19 protein-coding genes and 1 pseudogene are annotated in these 17,314 nt (G+C 41.9%); 18 read left to right on the forward strand and 2 right to left on the reverse strand.

The features are described from left to right. Position 1 precedes the first annotated feature (1 nt). From QUF14_RS28720 to QUF14_RS28800, 17 genes are all read left to right on the forward strand, one after another. Positions 2–1,045, forward strand: a complete 1,044-nt coding sequence (locus QUF14_RS28720; protein ID WP_001523065.1) for a major capsid protein — start codon at positions 2–4, stop codon at positions 1,043–1,045. Then, positions 1,046–1,438 carry a hypothetical protein gene (locus QUF14_RS28725; RefSeq protein WP_000113177.1) on the forward strand — a complete coding sequence of 131 codons (393 nt, stop codon included), beginning with the start codon at positions 1,046–1,048 and terminating at the stop codon, positions 1,436–1,438. It abuts the gene before it with no gap. After that, on the forward strand, positions 1,438–1,782 hold the full coding sequence (locus QUF14_RS28730) for a hypothetical protein (protein WP_001673365.1): 345 nt from the start codon (positions 1,438–1,440) through the stop codon (positions 1,780–1,782). Before QUF14_RS28725 ends, QUF14_RS28730 begins: the two co-directional genes overlap by 1 nt. After that, entirely contained in the window at positions 1,779–2,264 is a 486-nt protein-coding gene (locus tag QUF14_RS28735; protein ID WP_000609134.1) for a hypothetical protein, read from the forward strand. Before QUF14_RS28730 ends, QUF14_RS28735 begins: the two co-directional genes overlap by 4 nt. Continuing rightward, a complete protein-coding gene (locus QUF14_RS28740) occupies positions 2,265–2,555 on the forward strand; it encodes a hypothetical protein (protein ID WP_001284547.1) in 291 nt (96 codons plus the stop codon). After that, positions 2,555–4,018: a phage tail sheath family protein gene (locus tag QUF14_RS28745; protein ID WP_004105325.1), complete on the forward strand. Its 1,464-nt coding sequence runs from the start codon at positions 2,555–2,557 to the stop codon at positions 4,016–4,018. The genes QUF14_RS28740 and QUF14_RS28745 overlap by 1 nt, the downstream gene beginning before the upstream one ends. A 16-nt stretch (positions 4,019–4,034) precedes the next feature. After that, complete coding sequence (locus tag QUF14_RS28750; protein ID WP_000070729.1) at positions 4,035–4,556, forward strand: phage major tail tube protein; 522 nt, start codon at positions 4,035–4,037, stop codon at positions 4,554–4,556. 9 nt (positions 4,557–4,565) lie between these two features. Continuing rightward, the gene (locus tag QUF14_RS28755) at positions 4,566–4,847 is read left to right on the forward strand and encodes a phage tail assembly protein (protein ID WP_000450805.1); all 282 of its coding nucleotides are present in this window, start codon (positions 4,566–4,568) and stop codon (positions 4,845–4,847) included. A gap of 154 nt (positions 4,848–5,001) precedes the next feature. Then, complete coding sequence (locus QUF14_RS28760; RefSeq protein ID WP_042038376.1) at positions 5,002–7,794, forward strand: phage tail tape measure protein; 2,793 nt, start codon at positions 5,002–5,004, stop codon at positions 7,792–7,794. Positions 7,795–7,994: 200 nt separating this feature from the next. Next, the gene (locus tag QUF14_RS28765; protein WP_000944893.1) at positions 7,995–8,996 is read left to right on the forward strand and encodes a phage late control D family protein; all 1,002 of its coding nucleotides are present in this window, start codon (positions 7,995–7,997) and stop codon (positions 8,994–8,996) included. A gap of 2 nt (positions 8,997–8,998) precedes the next feature. Next, positions 8,999–9,619, forward strand: a complete 621-nt coding sequence (locus QUF14_RS28770; RefSeq protein ID WP_000998645.1) for a phage baseplate assembly protein V — start codon at positions 8,999–9,001, stop codon at positions 9,617–9,619. Further along, positions 9,616–10,083 carry a phage tail protein gene (locus QUF14_RS28775; RefSeq protein WP_000635200.1) on the forward strand — a complete coding sequence of 156 codons (468 nt, stop codon included), beginning with the start codon at positions 9,616–9,618 and terminating at the stop codon, positions 10,081–10,083. The genes QUF14_RS28770 and QUF14_RS28775 overlap by 4 nt, the downstream gene beginning before the upstream one ends. Then, complete coding sequence (locus QUF14_RS28780) at positions 10,080–10,400, forward strand: GPW/gp25 family protein (RefSeq protein WP_001406393.1); 321 nt, start codon at positions 10,080–10,082, stop codon at positions 10,398–10,400. Before QUF14_RS28775 ends, QUF14_RS28780 begins: the two co-directional genes overlap by 4 nt. Continuing rightward, positions 10,397–11,521, forward strand: coding sequence for a baseplate assembly protein (locus QUF14_RS28785; protein WP_032271500.1), 1,125 nt, complete (start codon positions 10,397–10,399; stop codon positions 11,519–11,521). The genes QUF14_RS28780 and QUF14_RS28785 overlap by 4 nt, the downstream gene beginning before the upstream one ends. Further along, on the forward strand, positions 11,514–12,095 hold the full coding sequence (locus QUF14_RS28790; RefSeq protein WP_000763347.1) for a phage tail protein I: 582 nt from the start codon (positions 11,514–11,516) through the stop codon (positions 12,093–12,095). The genes QUF14_RS28785 and QUF14_RS28790 overlap by 8 nt, the downstream gene beginning before the upstream one ends. A gap of 51 nt (positions 12,096–12,146) precedes the next feature. Next, on the forward strand, positions 12,147–14,504 hold the full coding sequence (locus QUF14_RS28795; protein WP_115204229.1) for a tail fiber protein: 2,358 nt from the start codon (positions 12,147–12,149) through the stop codon (positions 14,502–14,504). Position 14,505: 1 nt separating this feature from the next. After that, positions 14,506–15,033, forward strand: a complete 528-nt coding sequence (locus QUF14_RS28800) for a tail fiber assembly protein (RefSeq protein WP_042035007.1) — start codon at positions 14,506–14,508, stop codon at positions 15,031–15,033. Positions 15,034–15,061: 28 nt separating this feature from the next. Here the strand turns inward: QUF14_RS28800 and QUF14_RS28805 are convergent, their stop codons facing one another. Together QUF14_RS28805 and QUF14_RS28810 are read right to left on the reverse strand one after the other, a co-directional pair. Further along, the gene (locus QUF14_RS28805) at positions 15,062–15,595 is read right to left on the reverse strand and encodes a tail fiber assembly protein (protein WP_000972163.1); all 534 of its coding nucleotides are present in this window, start codon (positions 15,593–15,595) and stop codon (positions 15,062–15,064) included. 2 nt (positions 15,596–15,597) lie between these two features. Further along, positions 15,598–16,563: pseudogene (locus QUF14_RS28810) on the reverse strand (tail fiber protein); the annotation flags it as partial. A 69-nt stretch (positions 16,564–16,632) separates the two neighbouring features. On the opposite strand from QUF14_RS28810, the gene QUF14_RS28815 reads away from it, so the two are divergent. Further along, positions 16,633–17,187: a recombinase family protein gene (locus tag QUF14_RS28815; RefSeq protein ID WP_042038368.1), complete on the forward strand. Its 555-nt coding sequence runs from the start codon at positions 16,633–16,635 to the stop codon at positions 17,185–17,187. Positions 17,188–17,314 lie beyond the last annotated feature (127 nt).

Consider the following 17,314-nt stretch of genomic DNA (forward strand, 5'->3'; position numbering starts at 1 on the left):
TATGCCGAATATTGATATTTTTGAACGACGTACAATGCTTGAGCCTGTTATTCAGAATTTCAAGGCTCGTCGTTTTCTTCTTCGTACCTTTTTTCCTGGTGTTCAGACCTTTAATACAAAGAAAGTTGATCTGGATTTTGTTCGCGGTGGCCGTACTATGGCTCCGTTTGTTGGTAAAGGTTTTGGCTCAAAAACCGTTGAGCGACGCGGCTTTGTAACGAGAACTCTGGAGCCACCACTTGTTGCACCTGATTTGGTAACAACAGCAGAGCTGCTTTTAAACAGGCTTCCGGGTGAGAATATTTACAACGCAAAATCGCCAGCAGAACGAGCCGCCGAGCAATTAGGTAAAGATTTGCTTGAGCTTGATGAAATGGTTAACCGCCGTGAAGAATGGATGTGTGCACAAGTCTTGTTTACGGGGCAGGTTGATATTGTTGGTGAAGGTGTGGATGACACAGTTTATTTTTGGCCTGAAGAGGAAGGAGATAAACCATATCTTGAACTGACAGGTGATGATTTATGGAGTGCTGCAAAATCAGATCCGTTGGTCAATGTTCGCAACTGGAAACGTCGGGTATCACTAACTTCAGGTTTTACACCTCGTGTTGCCGTAATGGGCGCAAAAGTTGTTGATGCTTTCGTTAAAAATGAAGCAGTAACTAAATATCTTGATAATCGCCGAAAAGAGCTTGGGTATATTGAGCCTAAGGAGTTAGAAGAAGGCGTAACTCATTATGGCAATCTTGAAGGTGTCGATTTTTATGGTTACGACGAACTTATTCGCAATGATAAAACAGGAAAACCAGAACCATTAGTACCGGAAGATAAGATCCTCTTTGGCTCTCCTGGTCGAGGAACGATGCTGTATGGTGCTGTAGAGCTTGTAGATGACGCCGAAAAGACTCTAACGATTGTTGAGTCACCACGAGTTCCAGACACCTGGGTAACTCGTAAGCCGGCTGGCCGTTATGTTGCCATGAAGTCATCTCCACTGCCTAATCCTGGTGTGGCTGATGCCTATCTGGTGGCTAAGGTGGTTTAAATGGCCAGACTGATTAAAAACATTGATACGATAAGCCACGGCTCGCTAAAAGCGGGCCGTTTGCTTAATGGGCTAATGGATAACTCCAGAATTGCCGAACTGATTGCGTCAGGACATGCTATTGCCACCGAAGAGGATGGTGATTTGGCATCGGCCGGGGGCTATGATGCTGCTAAGTTAGCTTTTGAGCATGGATACGCATCTGCTGTTAATGATGCTGTGGACGCGGGGTTGATTACGCGAACGGAGGCGGGTAGCTGTGTATTCGAGGTTGAGTTTGAGGATGATGGCGGCAATGAGGAAACGGTTGCTGATGATTCATCTGAATCTGTAGCTACTTCTGATACCAGTAATGCGAAAAAATCAACGCAAAAAAAAGGTAATAAGAAGTAATGAACTCCTTCAAAGAGGTTATAGCGCAAGATATTTCTGCAATATTCCTCAATGAAAAAGAGTTTGCCGATACATATAACATAGACGGCAAGGATATCCTTGCCGTTATTGATACAGACCTTATTCATGAGCGGAATAAACGCTCATATGCTGAGTTTGCAGAGGGAATAAATCAGGGGCAAATAATATTATTTGTTTCAAGAAAAGATTTTCCTGTTCTCCCTGTCAAAGACCAGTCAATGAAAATCAACGGTAAAAATTATATTATTGATGAAGTATCAGATAATGTTGGTGTATTGGAAATAACTCTCACTGTTAATACTAACAGAGGAATGCCGATTTGATTAATCTTTTGATAGATGCAATAAAAAATCGGTTGGAACATGAGGTTTTCCATGATTTATTAGTGCAGGGGCCTCCTTATGATGAAACAGACAGCGATATTAAATTGTTTGTTCCAACAATATTTAAAGGGTACTTGCCTCCTAAATCACAACCATCTCCAGATAAACCGCCAGAATTTCCTCATGTGATTATCAGGCCCACGGAAGGAGGAATGCAGCCTGAAACGGATGAAGTTAAGGTTAAGTTTCTTCTAGGTGGTTTTTGTGAGGACCATACTGGATATGAATGGGTAATGGCTCTTCTTGAAAGGATGATGTTTCATTTTCAGGAGAAGCCTTTACTTGAAGAGAAATTTCTCTTTCAGGGTGATATCAGATGGCGAATGTTTGATGATCAACCATATCCATATTGGATAACGGAAGCAACTGGAACGTGGCTAGTATTAAAGCCTCAGAATATTCAGTCTCAGGAGTTTATCTAAATGGCTAATAAGAAAAGTAGTAAAGAAGATATAGAAAAGAAGGAAGATGTTGCTCAAACATTTGTATATATAGGACCAACAATCCCTCAACTCTCAATTTTGAAGCATAAACTATTTAAGAATGGTTTATCTCCAGAGTGTAAAAAATTAATATCACATATTCCTGGTGCAAAGTGTTTGTTTGTGGCAACCAGTGATTTTGCAGATGCAGAAAAAAGACTTTCTGATAAAACCAGTGTCGAGTATGTAATGTACTCTAGAGTTTCTTCTTCTATCATGGAGATTAAATAATGGGATATCGCCACGGTATTTATATATCTGAGCTGGCTACATCTATAACTCCTCCAGTACAAGTTAGTGCTGGGTTGATTGTCGCATTTGGTACAGCTCCTGTTAATCAGTTAGAAGATCCAGCCTCAGCGGTAAATAAACCTATCATTGCTTATACATACGCAGAGGCCGTATCTAAAATAGGATATAGCACAAACTTCGAGAAATATACTTTAAGCGAAGTAATTAAAGTCGCATTTGGAATATATGGTGTTGCGCCAGTTGTATTTATTAATGTGCTTGATCCAGCAAAGCATAAGAAAGACGTAACTGATGAGGTAGTAAAACTTTCTGGCGGGAAAGGTACGCTCTCTAACGATGGTGTCTTATATAAATCTGTTGTTGTGAAAAAAGCAGATGGTGATTCGGCAGGATTAACGGTTGACACCGATTATGTGCTGGCGCTGGATGATAATGGCTATACGGTCATTACCGCTATTAGCGGAGGAAAAATTACCGAAAAAGACGCTACTCTTAAGGTTAGTTATACGCATCTTGATCCCGGTGCCGTAACTAAAAATGACATTATCGGTGGTGTGGATTCCAACACTAAAGCCAATACAGGGCTTGAGTTACTGTCTGATGTGTATCCCCGCTTCAAGTTGGTTCCTGGACAAGTGATTGCGCCTGGATTTAGTTCTGATAGTGAAGTTGGTCAGCTAATGGCGGCTAAAGCCGCGTTGATTAGTGAATTGTTCAAAGCAGAAGCCATAACTGATGCACCGACCGATAAATCTACTATCAGTGATTACTCGGCTGTTCCTGAATGGAAACAGAACAATAATCACATGGCCGCTAACCAGACAGTGTGCTGGCCGATGGTGAAACTTGGTGACAATATTTACCATCACTCAACCCATTTAGCGGCCGCAACATGCTTGCTGGATAGTCAGTATGGTGATATTCCATCACGTTCTCCGTCAAATATAAAACTACAGATGGACGGTGCTGTACGTAAAGATGGCAGTGAAGTATGGCTTAACATTAGCCAGGCAAACTACTTAAATGGACAGGGGATTGTAACAAGCCTTAATTTTGATGGTTGGAAATCATGGGGAAACCGTAATGCTATTTATCCAACATCTACAGACCCCAAAGACGCATTTCGTGTTTGCCGACGTATGTTTAACTGGGTGGGTAATACGTTAATTCTTTCGCATTGGTCAAAAATAGACAATCCTGCAAACCGTCGATTAATTGAATCGATTGTTACAAGTGCGAATATTTGGCTTAACGGCCTCACAGGTAATCAGGATATTGCAGGTGGTGTTGTTACCTTTGATCAATCTGAAAACACGATTACGTCATTGATGGACGGGATTGTTAAATTCCATGTAAAAATGACACCATTCTCACCTGCCAGAGATATAGAGTTCGTCATGGAATATAATCCTGATTATCTGCTGAACTTGTTTTCTGAATAAATAATAGGAGGTTGCTTTGAGCAATCAAATTCCTGAGAGACTTATTAACTTTACAGTATACGGTGAGGGAAACCGTATTATCGGTGTTGCTGACGCAAAGCTGCCATCAATTGAGATGATGACAGAAACTGTTAGTGGTGCAGGTATCGCTGGAGAGCTTGAGAGCGGAACGCTGGGGCATTTCAAACCAATGACTGTCTCTCTTAAATGGCGAACTCTGACCTCTGCTGGTACAAAATTATTTCTATCCTCATCGCATCAGGTAGATTTTCGCGGTAGCCAGCAGGTTTATGATGCAGGAACAGGAAAATATAAAACGGTTCCTATTCGGGCTTCAATGAAGCTAAACCCTAAAAAACTGGATTTAGGTTCGCTACAGGTGGCAAAGGCTACTGATTCAGAGAATGAATTTGAAGTTCTCTATATCAAATTATTTATTGATGGAAAAGAAGTCTTGGAAATTGATAAGTTGAACTTTATTTGTATCTTTGATGGTGAAGATATATTAAAAAGCGTTCGTGATGATTTAGGTTTATAAGGTGACAAAATGGAAACCGTTAAATTAAGTAAAGAATATCGTTTTGAAGACTTTGAGCCGGTGACTGAACTCAACCTTGATTTAGACAACCTAAAAGGCAGTGATATTTTAGAGGTATCGGACTTACTGCAATCTCAAGGGCATGTTTCAGTTCAAACATCACTTGATAATAAAGTCCATGCAGCCTTGGCTGCTCGCTGTATTGGCCGTCCAATAGAGTATCTGAATGGATTGCCAGCGAAAGACTTTGTTAAAGTTTGTCAAAAGGTACAGAATTTTTTGCTCTCGTAGGTTTTGATGAGCAAAAACCTATTGATAAGCAAATAATGAGGGCCGCGAGTTCTCTATCTCAATCATCTCAATCAACACCTATATCCTACTGGCTTTCGCTTCGGTTGAGGCGAATCGTCGCATGGATTGATGTGTTTAATGAGGATTAATACTAATGGCCAGCAATAAGAACTTTAAGCTGGCTTTTGAAATTGGCGGCAAAGTTGCCGCCTCTCTCCCCAAAAGTTTTACTACAGCTAATCAGGCTGTTGCTAAATTAAATGCCGAGCTTGCTGGATTAACGAAAGAACATGGGGAAATTCAAAAGCTACAATCTGTAAAAGTAAAGGTTGGACAGACTGCCCTCGAATATCATAAAGCTGCCGCTCGCGTTGAAGAGTTACAGAAGCAAATAAAAAACACGGCCAATCCAACCAGAGCGATGCTTCGTGACTTTGAGAAGGCAAAAACACATTCATCGAATTTACGAGCATCACTACGTTCTCAGCGTGAAGAACTGGCCGCTTTAAAGTCTGCCTATCAGGGAGCTGATACATCTGCCAGAGCTTTGGCCTCAAGAGAGAAAGAGCTTAAAGCCAGCATTGATCGTAATCGTGAGGCTCAGGTCCGTAGCGTTGAGCAGGTTAACCGCTACAGAACGGCTTTGGCTTTAGCCAGAGCAAATGTTCAGCAAGTGAAAAAACAGCAGGAGGAACTTAACCGGGCATTAGAAAAACAACGTATTGATAAAATTAACAGCTATAAAAATGCGTTGGCTGAAGCACGGAAAAATGTTCTTGCAGTAAAACGTGCTCAGGAGGAGTTAAACCGCGCGTTGGAAAGGCAGCGTGAATTGAAGCGAGAGCATCTTGGTGAGGCAAAGAGTCAACTTGTAAGGTCAGGATTACAAACTGGTGCTGTAGCGGCTGGTGCATTTGCTGCTGCTAACAATGCAGCAAATTTCAATCGTGAAAACAAAATGATTGGTCTTACGGCAGATATGAAGCCGGAAGAAGTTCAGGCGATGGGGCAGGCGATGCTTGTTACCGGAACGGCCACCAACCAGTTTGCATCTGATATTCAGGCCGCTCAGGGTTTTCTCGTCGCTGCTGGGCAGGATTATAAAGAGGCTCAGGCGAATCTACTAACTATTGGGCGAACAGCTACAGCTACTGGCTCTGATATCCTCGATGTCTCGAAAGCATCATTTACATTAAGTGACTCATTGAAGATTGATCCATCTCAAATGAAGTCTGCAATGGGGATTCTGGTTCAGGCAGGGAAAGAGGGAAACTTTGAATTTAAAGATATGGCCAAAAATCTTCCTGTGCTTGGTGCTCAGTTCCAGGCATTAAAAATGGGAGGTAAAGAAGCCGCCGCGACGATGGGGGCAGCTTTGCAGATAGCTCGCAAAGGTGCTGCAACTTCGGATGAGGCTGCTAATAATATGAACAACTTTTTGGCGAAAATACTTTCCCCTGAAACACTAAAAAAAGCAAAGAAAAATTTCGGTGTAGATTTATATAAAATTGTCACAACAGCGCAGAAAAAAGGGAAGAATCCATTCGAAGCTGCAATGCATTCTGTCATGAAAATGACTAAGAACGGAGATCAGAAGTTACTTGGTGAGCTATTTGGCGATATGCAGGTTCAGAACTTTGTTCGTCCGATGATTCAAAACTGGAAGGAATACCAGAGAATCAAAGCAACATCTCTTGGTGCTGGAAGTGCTGTTATTGACCGCGATTTTGCCAACATAACGAAAGACAATGCGGAGCGATTGAAACAATTACGTATTCAGGCTAGCAATGCATCATTAAGTTTTGGTCAGGCCTTGCAACCTGCTTTGAATGCCGCGCTTAGTGTTTTGGTTCCGCTGATTACAAAAATTAGTGAATTTGTAGCTAACAACCCCAATTTTGTGTCTCAGATTGTGATGGCGGCAGGTGCGTTTCTAACCATGAAAAGTGTGGTTATAGCGTGTAGGGTAGCTATGCTGGCTTTATCTGTAGCGACAAAGCTAACACCCTTCGGGTGGATTCAGATGGCTATATCTGCGCTGGTTGCCGCAGGAATATTGCTCTATCAGAACTGGGATAAGATCAGAGATTATGCTGTCAGAGTTTGGCCTTCTGTTAAGGAATATACAGTTAAATCGTTTGAAGCTATAAAAAACTTTATCTTAAACTTTGATCTCAATGGATGGATTATATCTATGTTTGGTAAAGCATGGGATTATCTTTCCAACATAAACTGGAGTTCGGCAGGAGTAAGAATTTACAGTACATTAATTAGTGCTTTTAAATGGATGTCTCCGCTTCCGTTCTTAATTAAAGCATTTAAACTTACAACAAATTACCTTTCTGGTATTAACTGGAGCGAAACAGGAAAGAAAATCATAGATACACTGGTATCTGTTTTTATGCGTTTTTCACCAGTTGGACTCTTTATAAGAGCATTCCAATCTGTAACGGCTTATTTGTCTGGAATAAACTGGAGTGAGTCAGGCGCAAAAATAATTGAGACGTTAATCACTGGGATAAAATCAAAAGCAAATGCTTTAATTAATGAAGTGAAAGGCGTTTTTTCTTCTGTACGTGAGTATTTACCGTTCTCTGACGCGAAAAAAGGTCCATTCTCACAGCTAACAAAGTCAGGTGGTGCAATAATGACTACTCTGGCATCAGGCGTTAGCAGGAATAACAGCTTACAGAATGCAATAGCAACCAAGTTCGGGCAATCAAATTTATCACCTCACGGGATATCTGCCGCCGGGACTTCTGGACCTCGCCAGAACGTTAATGCTGTGACTGGTGGAATAACCTATTCACCTGTAATCAATCTTCCGGCTGGTTCACCAAAGGAAACTGAGGCGGCAGCTAAAAGAGCATTAGATGCGGGATATTCTGATTTTGAGAAGAAATTGAGTGCTCATATGTTCCAACAACGGAGATTAAGTTTTGGATGATTATAGAACGGTTCAAGGGGACTCATGGGATAGTATCGCGTTAAAGTTGTATGGTAATGAGTACCTGTCTTATCTTCTTATTGATGCTAATACTGAGCACCGCTTTACGGTGCTTTTTTCTGCGGGAATTATTCTTAAAGTTCCTGATGCTCCGGTTATGCCAATATCAGTAAACAATTTGCCTCCGTGGAGACGCAATAGTGTTACGTAAAACGCTTTTTGATGTTATATATCAGAATGTAAATATTACCGCTCATATGTCACCTGATGTTTTGTCAATGTCTTATACAGATAATGAAGATGGTCAGGTCGATGATATTTCTATTATATTAAAAAATGATGATGGGAAATGGTCTGGAGACTGGACACCTAAAAAGGGTGATTTTATTGATTTGAGCTTTAAGCCTATAAATCAAATCGTCCTTGAGTGCGGGAAATTCCAGGTAGATGGCATAACTTGCTCTGGACCACCTTCTGTTGTTGAGGTGACTGCTGTTTCTGTTCCTGTTTCATCAGGCATTAGACGTGATTTAAAAAGTAATGCATGGGAAAAAACAACTCTTAAAGATATAGCAACCTCTATAGCTAAATTAGCTAACCTTGAACTGTTGTTTCTTATTGATGGTGATAGTAATCCATATTATGCGCGTGAAGATCAAATGGAGGAAAGCGATTTAAAATTTCTCCATCGACTATGCCAGGATGAAGGGTTGTCGTTAAAGGTCACTGATAGCCAATTAATAATATTTGCTCAAGAGATGTTTGAGCAAAAAGATCCTATCGCTACGCTTACGTTAGGTATTGATGAGATAATCAGATATAGCTTTAGCACACAATCTACAGATTTGTATAAAAGTTGCACGTGCAAATATCGCGTACCTAAAAAAAGAAAGTCGCTTTCGTATACTTGGGTAGATCCATCCGTAGAAGAAGGGTCGAATCTTAAGATAAGAAAACTGGTAGCTAATTTAGATGAAGCAAAACGTAAGGCAAAGGCTGCTTTGCGGCTTAAAAATAGATATCAAAATACAGGATCTTTAGTATTGGTTGGAGACACCAGATTGGTAGCTGGTGTAACTATAAATCTGGACGGATTCGGTTCATTTTCTGGAAAATATCTTATATCGAAAGCTGTGCATTCAATTGGGGCTAGTGGTTATACCACCTCGATTGATGTCCGAAGAGTAATTAATGGGTATTAATTATGAATGATTTAGAAACATTATTACGTCAGACTATAAGAGTTGGCGTTGTTTCTGATATTGATGATGGTGATGTTACAGCAAGAGTTACTTTCGATGATCAGGATAACGTCACTTCGGCAAAGTTATCAGTTATTGTGAAAAATACGGATAAGAATGCTGATTACTGGATGCCAGATATTGGTGAGCAAGTTTTGTGTATCTTTCATCCCGCAGGGCCGCAACAAGGTTTTATTCTTGGTAGTTTTTATGATGAAACACAGAAGCCGCCATCTAATACTGTTAATAAACGCGTCATTAGATTTAATAACGGAACTCGTATTGAGGTAGACAGAGAATCTAATTTACTCCTTGTTGATGCTGTCGGAGATGTAACCGTTAAGGCTACAGGAACCGTAACTATTGATGCTCCAGAAACCATCATTACCGGAAATGCTACAGTTGAAGGATTACTAACCTTCAAAGGTGGAATGAAAGGATCTTCTGCTGGAGGTGTTGCAGCTACAATTTCTGGGGATGTTAAGGTTGTTGGTGGTGATATAGATGTTGATGGGATTAAATCTAAAGGCCACCATCACACGGCTCAGGGGGAATACGCTCCGACAACGGAGGCTCAGGCATGATTGTGGGTATGCTTGGTACAATGCCTTTTGTTGCCTCATCAATAGTGGTGAATACGTTCAACAATTTTAAAAGGACGTCAAAGCGTCGTGTAGCGCGCCATGATGTTATTGGGCTTAAACCTGTTCTGGAGGATATAGGTCCAGATCTGGATGAAGTTAGTTTTAATATGCGGTTGGATACAACACTTGGCATTGTTCCATTGGCTGCGCTTTCATTACTTAGGACAATGCAATCAATTCAGGAAGTAAATCCTGTTGTAATTGGTATTCAGTATTTTGGTAATTTTATAATTACAGATATAGAGGAATCATGGACTTATTTCGGTCCAACTGGGAATCCACGAGTGATTATCGTCGGCATTAAATTACAGGAAGTCGGACAGACCTCTCTGAAAGAAGCATTAGTTGATATTGCTGGCAATATAGAGTCAAAAACTAGAAGTGCGTTAGGTAAATTATTATGAATAATACGTTTACCATATCATCACCTTCTTACTCGATTGATTGGTCGCCCAAAACAGTTGTAGAAGAAGTTTTGCAAAATGTCTCTACTATTATTAATACTCAGATTGGCACTGTACCATATGCCAGAAAATTAGGAGTTAATTCAAGTCTTGTTGATAGCCCTAGCCCAATTTTTATTGCTACAGCAACACGAGAAATAATTCAAAAAATTAGTGAGTTTGAGCCTAGAGCGATTATCCATTCTGTTACTTTTGAAAGAACGGACGTTTCTGATGGTTTTATTAGGCCAAAACTTGTGATAGGAGTTAGAGAATGACGTTGCCGCGCGGTGGTTTGCCAGATATTACTTTCGCAGATTCTAACCCGACTGATATAACAACTCGTTCAATCAGGGCTTTTGAGAGTATAACAGGTGAAACATTAGCACCTGCTGATCCACGTAGATTATTCATCTTGTCATTGTGTGAGATTATTATACAGCAAAGAAAAGCTATCGATTTTTCTGCAAAACAAAACCTTCTTACATATGGTGGGGGTGAATATCTCGACCATATAGGCTATCTGACGGATACGCCTAGGCTGGAAGCTCAATCTGCCTTGACTACATTTGAGTTTAATCTGTCAACAAAATTATCGGGGATATATACAATACCTGCTGGCACTCAAATTTCAACTGGAAATAGTGTTATTTTCCAAACAGATGTTTTGTTGGAAATACCAGCTGGGAAAACAGTTGGTACAGTCTCAGGATATGCTGTTATACCTGGCTTATCGGGGAATGGATTTTTACCTGGGCAAATAAACGAGTTGGTGACTCCGTTGCCGTATGTTTCCAGCGTAAGGAATCTAACAACATCTAATTCTGGTGCTGATACAGAGTCAGATGATAATTATGCTGAAAGAATAAAACTGTCGCCGGAAAAACTGTCTACAGCAGGGCCGGAGGATTCTTATAAATATTGGACAAGAACAGCCAATCAGAATATAAAAGATGTGAATGTATATACACCATCGCCCGGAACTGTAGAAATCCGTTCTTTGTTAGAGAACGGGGATATACCTTCTGATGAACTATTAGAGCAGATAAATAGCGTTCTCTCTGCAACTAATATTCGACCATTCACAGATAAAGTTCTTGTTAAGAAACCAGAGAGCATTGAATACGATATAATAATTAAATACTGGATTAACTCATCGGACAAAAACAGAACAACGTTAATTCAAAGTGAGGTTGAGAAAGCTCTTGATGAGTATAAACAATGGCAACGTTCGGTTATGGGAAGAGATATAAATCCAGATGAAATTATTCAACGTTTAAAAAATGCCGGGGCTAAAAGATTAGAAATATCAAGTCCTGTATTTACTGTAGTTGGAGAGACGCAGGTCGCCAGAGAGAGAAATATAAATTGCCAGTATGCGGGGTTAGAGGATGGCTGATATCTTTAATGTTAGCTTGTTGGATGTTTTACCTCCTAACTTAGCTAGAGATCCCAACGTGATAGCTATGTCGAAAGCTATTGATGATGAACTACAAGCAATTAACAATTTAATATATAAGACAGAAATATATAGCGTTGTTGATAACCTGGACTCAGTTGTTCTCGATCATTTAGCTTGGCAATGGAATGCTGATACATGGAGGGATAGTTGGCCTGTATCGTTAAAGCGTTCTGTTTTTAAATCAATAATACGAACAAAGCGAATAAAGGGTACAAGGGCAGCGGTTGAAGATGTAGTAAATAGCTTGGGTGGAGAGGTAAACATAACAGAATGGTTTGAAACATCACCACCTGGCGAACCATATACAGCCTCAATTGTTGCTTCGATTAACTCTTTTGATGGTGCCGTTCCTTCGAAAGAGATGTTGGAAGATACGTTAAGAAGTATCAAGAGCGCAAAGTCGGCAAGAACATTATTTACATTTTCGCAAGCAGCCAATGTTTCTGGTGGTGTCGGTATTGTTGGTGCTTGTCAGCCTGTGTCTTATGTACGATTAATTGGCGAGTGCTAATTCGCAATTTGTTAATTCAAGGAATTAAGCGTGAGTAAATTATTATTTACGATGACTGACGCCGGGCGTCAGGAGCTGGTTAATGCCAACAAAACAGGAACAAATAAAGTTGAGATTGTTTCTGTTGGTTTAGGTAGTAGATATTATGTCACGTCAACTTCACAAACAAATATAACAAACGAAATAAAACGACTTACCACAATAGGTGGCAAAGTTGTTTCCCCTGATACAATTCATGTAACGGCGAAGGATGATAGTAAAGATGAGTATGTTGTCCATACAATAGGATTGTATACAAATAAGGGAACGTTGTTTGCTGTATACTCGCAAGAACAAGCAATAATAAATAAAGCATCATCTACTATTGCTTTAATATCAAGTGACATAGCAATCAAGACTCTTGATACTAAAAATATTACATTTGGTGATATTGAGTTTATTAATCCTCCCGCAACCGAAACTGTTGTTGGGGTTGCAAGATTTGCCAATGAACAAGAAATTGATGACGGTACAGATGATTCCCTTGCTGTTTCAGCAAAGCGGCTTAAGCAAGCCATTGTGAAACATGAACAATCACGTAATCATCCTGATGCAACTTTAACCTCAAAAGGCTTTGTTCAACTTAGCAGCGCCACCAATAGCTCGTCTGAAACGCTTGCTGCGACGCCTAAGGCTGTTAAGGCAGCATATGACCTGGCTAATGGCAAATACACCGCACAGGACGCTACCACAGCGCGAAAAGGGATTGTTCAGCTCAGTAGTGCCACCAACAGCACGTCTGAAACGCTAGCAGCAACACCAAAGGCTGTTAAGGCAGCGTATGATCTTGCGGCCGGAAAGGCTCCGTCCAATCACACGCATTCGTGGGAGCAGATAACAAATGTGCCTGTAGCTTCACTGACTGTAAGGGGAATAACTCAGCTCAGTAGTTCCACCAACAGCACGTCTGAAACACTGGCCGCGACATCGAAAGCGGTCAAGGCGGTAATGGATGAAACGAACAAGAAAGCGCCCTTAAACAGTCCTGCGTTGACCGGAACGCCAACAACGCCAACTGCGCGACAGGGAACGAATAATACCCAAATCGCAAGCACGGCTTTCGTTATGGCTGCGATCGCTGCCCTCGTGGACTCGTCACCTGACGCACTGAATACGCTGAACGAGTTAGCGGCGGCTCTGGGAAACGACCCGAATTTTGCGACCACCATGACTAACGCGCTTGCGGGTAAGCAACCGAAAGATGCCACCCTGACGGCGCTGGCCGGGCTTGCTACTGCGGCAGACAAGTTTCCGTATTTTACGGGGAATGATGTCGCCAGCCTGGCAACCCTGACAAAAGTCGGGCGGGATATTCTTGCGAAATCGACCGTTGCTGCCGTTATCGAATACCTCGGTTTACAGGAAACGGTAAACAAGGCTGGTAACGCCGTTCAAAAGACAGGCGATACCTTGTCCGGCGGGCTTACTTTTGAAAATGACTCAATCCTTGCCTGGATTCGAAATACTGACTGGGCGAAGATTGGATTTAAAAATGATGCCGATGGTGACACTGATTCATACATGTGGTTTGAGACAGGCGACAACGGCAATGAATATTTCAAATGGAGAAGCAAACAAAGTACCACAACAAAAGACCTGATGAATCTTAAATGGGATGCTTTGTATGTTCTTGTCAATGCCATTGTAAATGGCGAAGTCATATCAAAATCAGCAAACGGCCTACGTATTGCTTATGGTAATTACGGATTCTTTATTCGTAATGATGGTTCAAATACATACTTCATGTTGACAAACTCCGGTGACAACATGGGGACTTATAACGGATTAAGGCCATTATGGATTAATAACGCTACTGGCGCTGTTTCGATGGGGCGTGGTCTTAATGTTTCAGGGGAGACACTTTCAGACCGTTTTGCTATTAACAGCAGTAATGGTATGTGGATTCAGATGCGCGATAACAACGCTATCTTTGGGAAAAATATAGTTAACACTGATAGCGCTCAGGCGTTGCTTCGCCAGAATCACGCCGACCGCAAGTTCATGATAGGTGGACTGGGGAACAAGCAATTTGGCATCTACATGATTAATAATTCAAGGACAGCCAATGGCACCGATGGTCAGGCGTACATGGATAATAACGGAAACTGGCTTTGCGGTGCGCAAGTTATTCCCGGCAACTATGGCAATTTTGATTCCAGATATGTGAAAGATGTTCGACTTGGTTCACAGCAATATTATGGAGTGAACAACTGGCAAACATGGAATTTCCAGTGCCCGTCAGGTCATGTATTGTCTGGTATTAATGTTCAGGATACAGGGTCCAACTCTGCCGATAATATAGCGGGCGTTTATTACAGACCCGTTCAAAAGTATATAAATGGCACCTGGTATAATGTAGCGAGCGTTTAATATGATGCACTTAAAGAACATTAAAGCGGGTAACGCTAAAACACTTGAGCAGTACGAATTAACAAAGAAACACGGAGTTATCTGGCTTTACTCTGAGGACGGAAAAAACTGGTATGAGGAAGTGAAAAACTTTCAGCCAGACACAATAAAGATTGTTTACGATGAAAATAATATTATTGTCGCTATCACCAAGGATGCCTCTACGCTTAACCCTGAAGGCTTTAGCGTCGTTGAGGTTCCCGATATAACAGCCAATCGTCGTGCCGATGATTCAGGGAAGTGGATGTTTAAGGACGGAGCTGTGGTTAAACGGATTTATACGGCTGACGAACAGCAACAACAGGCCGAATCACAAAAGGCCGCGTTACTTTCCGAAGCAGAAAGCGTTATTCAGCCACTGGAACGCGCTGTCAGGCTGAATATGGCGACGGATGAGGAGCGCGCACGACTGGAGTCATGGGAACGCTACAGTGTTCTGGTCAGCCGTGTGGATACGGCAAATCCTGAATGGCCACAAAAGCCTGAATAAAAATTAAGGCCCGCTATCGGGCCTTGTCTCATTCAGGTTGTTCGGGAAATGTTACTGGCAGGCTGGAGGTGTCTGTAGATTCGACTTTCTGCGCATAGAGCATCCACTCGGTTAATTTTTGTTTATTCTCGTCGGAAATGATGCCCAGCCGTAGCTGTGAGTCCCATAGCTGGGTTTTATCCCTGACGAGCTGTAGCAGGCTTTGCTTTTCATTTTCCGCCTGTTGCCTCTGCTCTTCCTCGGTATAAGTTCGTTTTACCACTACGCCATCTTTGAACATCCATTTACCCGAAATGTCAGCACGGCGATTTGCTGTAATATCAGGTAATTCAACGACGCTTGCGCCTTCCGGATTAATTGCTGAAACATCCTTTTCAATACAAATAATAACGCCGTTATGGTCATAGACCATTTTCAAAGTGTCTGGCTGGAAATTCTTTTGTTCCTCATACCAGTTTTTTCCGTCCTCAGAGTAAAGCCATTTGATGTTAAATTGTTTCGTTAGCTGGTATTGCTCTTTTGTTTTAGGGTTGCCAGCAGTAATATTTTTTAAGTGCATCATAATTAAATACTCCCCGCGTTATACCACGTTCCATTAATGCAATACTGAATTGGCCTTGCCTGAGTTGTATCAATTAATTCATCACGGTTTCCGTTAACTGAACCCGTAACGACATAACCTGACCTGTCAGACCAGCCGGGACCATTCCATGTCTGAACAGATGACAGACCGCCAAGGCGAATACCTGTAATAAACCTTGAGTTACATTCTGCCTGCGTATATGCACCAACATCTCCCGCAGAGGGTTTGCGGGTTGTGGTGTAAAACTCTGACCAGTCAGCTTCAAAGCCATAACCATCACGCGCTGAACGATAAAAGATTCCGCCATTTCTGTAATTCACGCGGAACTGTGCAGCAGGGCAGCTCCCCGTATTCATATTGAAGTGGAGGATTAATGTCGATGCGCCACCAATATTTGCGTTATAGACCCCGCTATTCCAGTTCCAGCCAACAGCTTTATCATTTCCGACAGTGCTTCCTGTTTGCCCTAAAGCAAATGCAGGTTGTTGATTTTTCGTGTTGTAGTCTCGTCGCCAGCCAGGAGCGTAAGCATCACCATGATTAATATAAGTGAATTGAGCGTTAGTAATTCCTCCACCGCTGGACGTGCTCGGCGTGGTAACGCGTATGGTCATTGCGCCGCGAGTGCCAATAACTTCCACCACAGCACCTGCAAGACAAATATTTCCGCAACCTGTATCTGTAATGACCTTATTATTTGCATAAGCCCATGAGCCTTTGCACATCCAGTAAGGATGGTTAAATGCTCCCTGACTCTCCAGCCACGAAATAAATTGCGCGGTTGTCCAGACCTGACTATCGCCACCAATATCCAGCCATGCGCTATATGCGCGGCAGGCCCCAATATTTTTGGTGAAGGTATCTTTTCCCGGAATATCTGCGCCGTTCTGGTTTTTCTGTAATGCGCCAGAAGCCTGATTTACCGTTTCCTGTAAACCGAGGTTTTTGCGAATTGCCTCTGTGTCGTCTGAACGATATTTTTTCCCGCTTTTAGCAACAATCGCGGTTTAGAAAGTATGCAATATGGTTATGCGAGGGTGTCAACTTTTGACCAGAATTTGGAATTACAATTGGAGGCGCTCAGGAGTTCAGGATGTGACCGGATTTTTGAAGATAAAATATCCGGTGCTAAATCAAAACGACCAGGACTTGATAAGCTACTGAAGGTGTTACGGCCGGGCGATACGGTTATTGTCTGGAAGCTGGACCGAATGGGGCGTTCTCTGATTCATCTTGTTGATTTACTAAACTATTTTTTATCAAACAACATTGAGTTTATTTCGATTACGGAAGGGATAAAAATTAGCACTTCAATTGGCCGCTTTGCCTACACGATGCTGAGTGCAGTCGCAGAGATGGAGCGGGAAAATATGATTGAAAGAACGCGTGCAGGATTGGCGGTGGCAAGGGCTAACGGCAGGATAGGAGGACGCCGCTCAAAATTGGCACCAGAGCAATGGGAACAGATCGGAAGGCTTATTGCGAATGGTGTTTCACGTAAGCGGATAGCGATTATCTTCGATGTTACCTTATCCACGCTTTACCGCAGGTTTCCGGCTGGGAATCATTGACTGGAGTTAGGCCAGTAGTATGATGCTCGCAAAACGAGATCCAATTTAGATCCTTTTACTGGTGGATTATCGTTCGATCAGTGAGAGACTTCGTGCATGACCGAAAGTGTTGTGGTAGAGTTCTCTT

The organism is Escherichia sp. HH091_1A, assembly GCF_030295175.1.
Taxonomy (GTDB): Bacteria; Pseudomonadota; Gammaproteobacteria; order Enterobacterales; family Enterobacteriaceae; genus Escherichia; species Escherichia coli_F.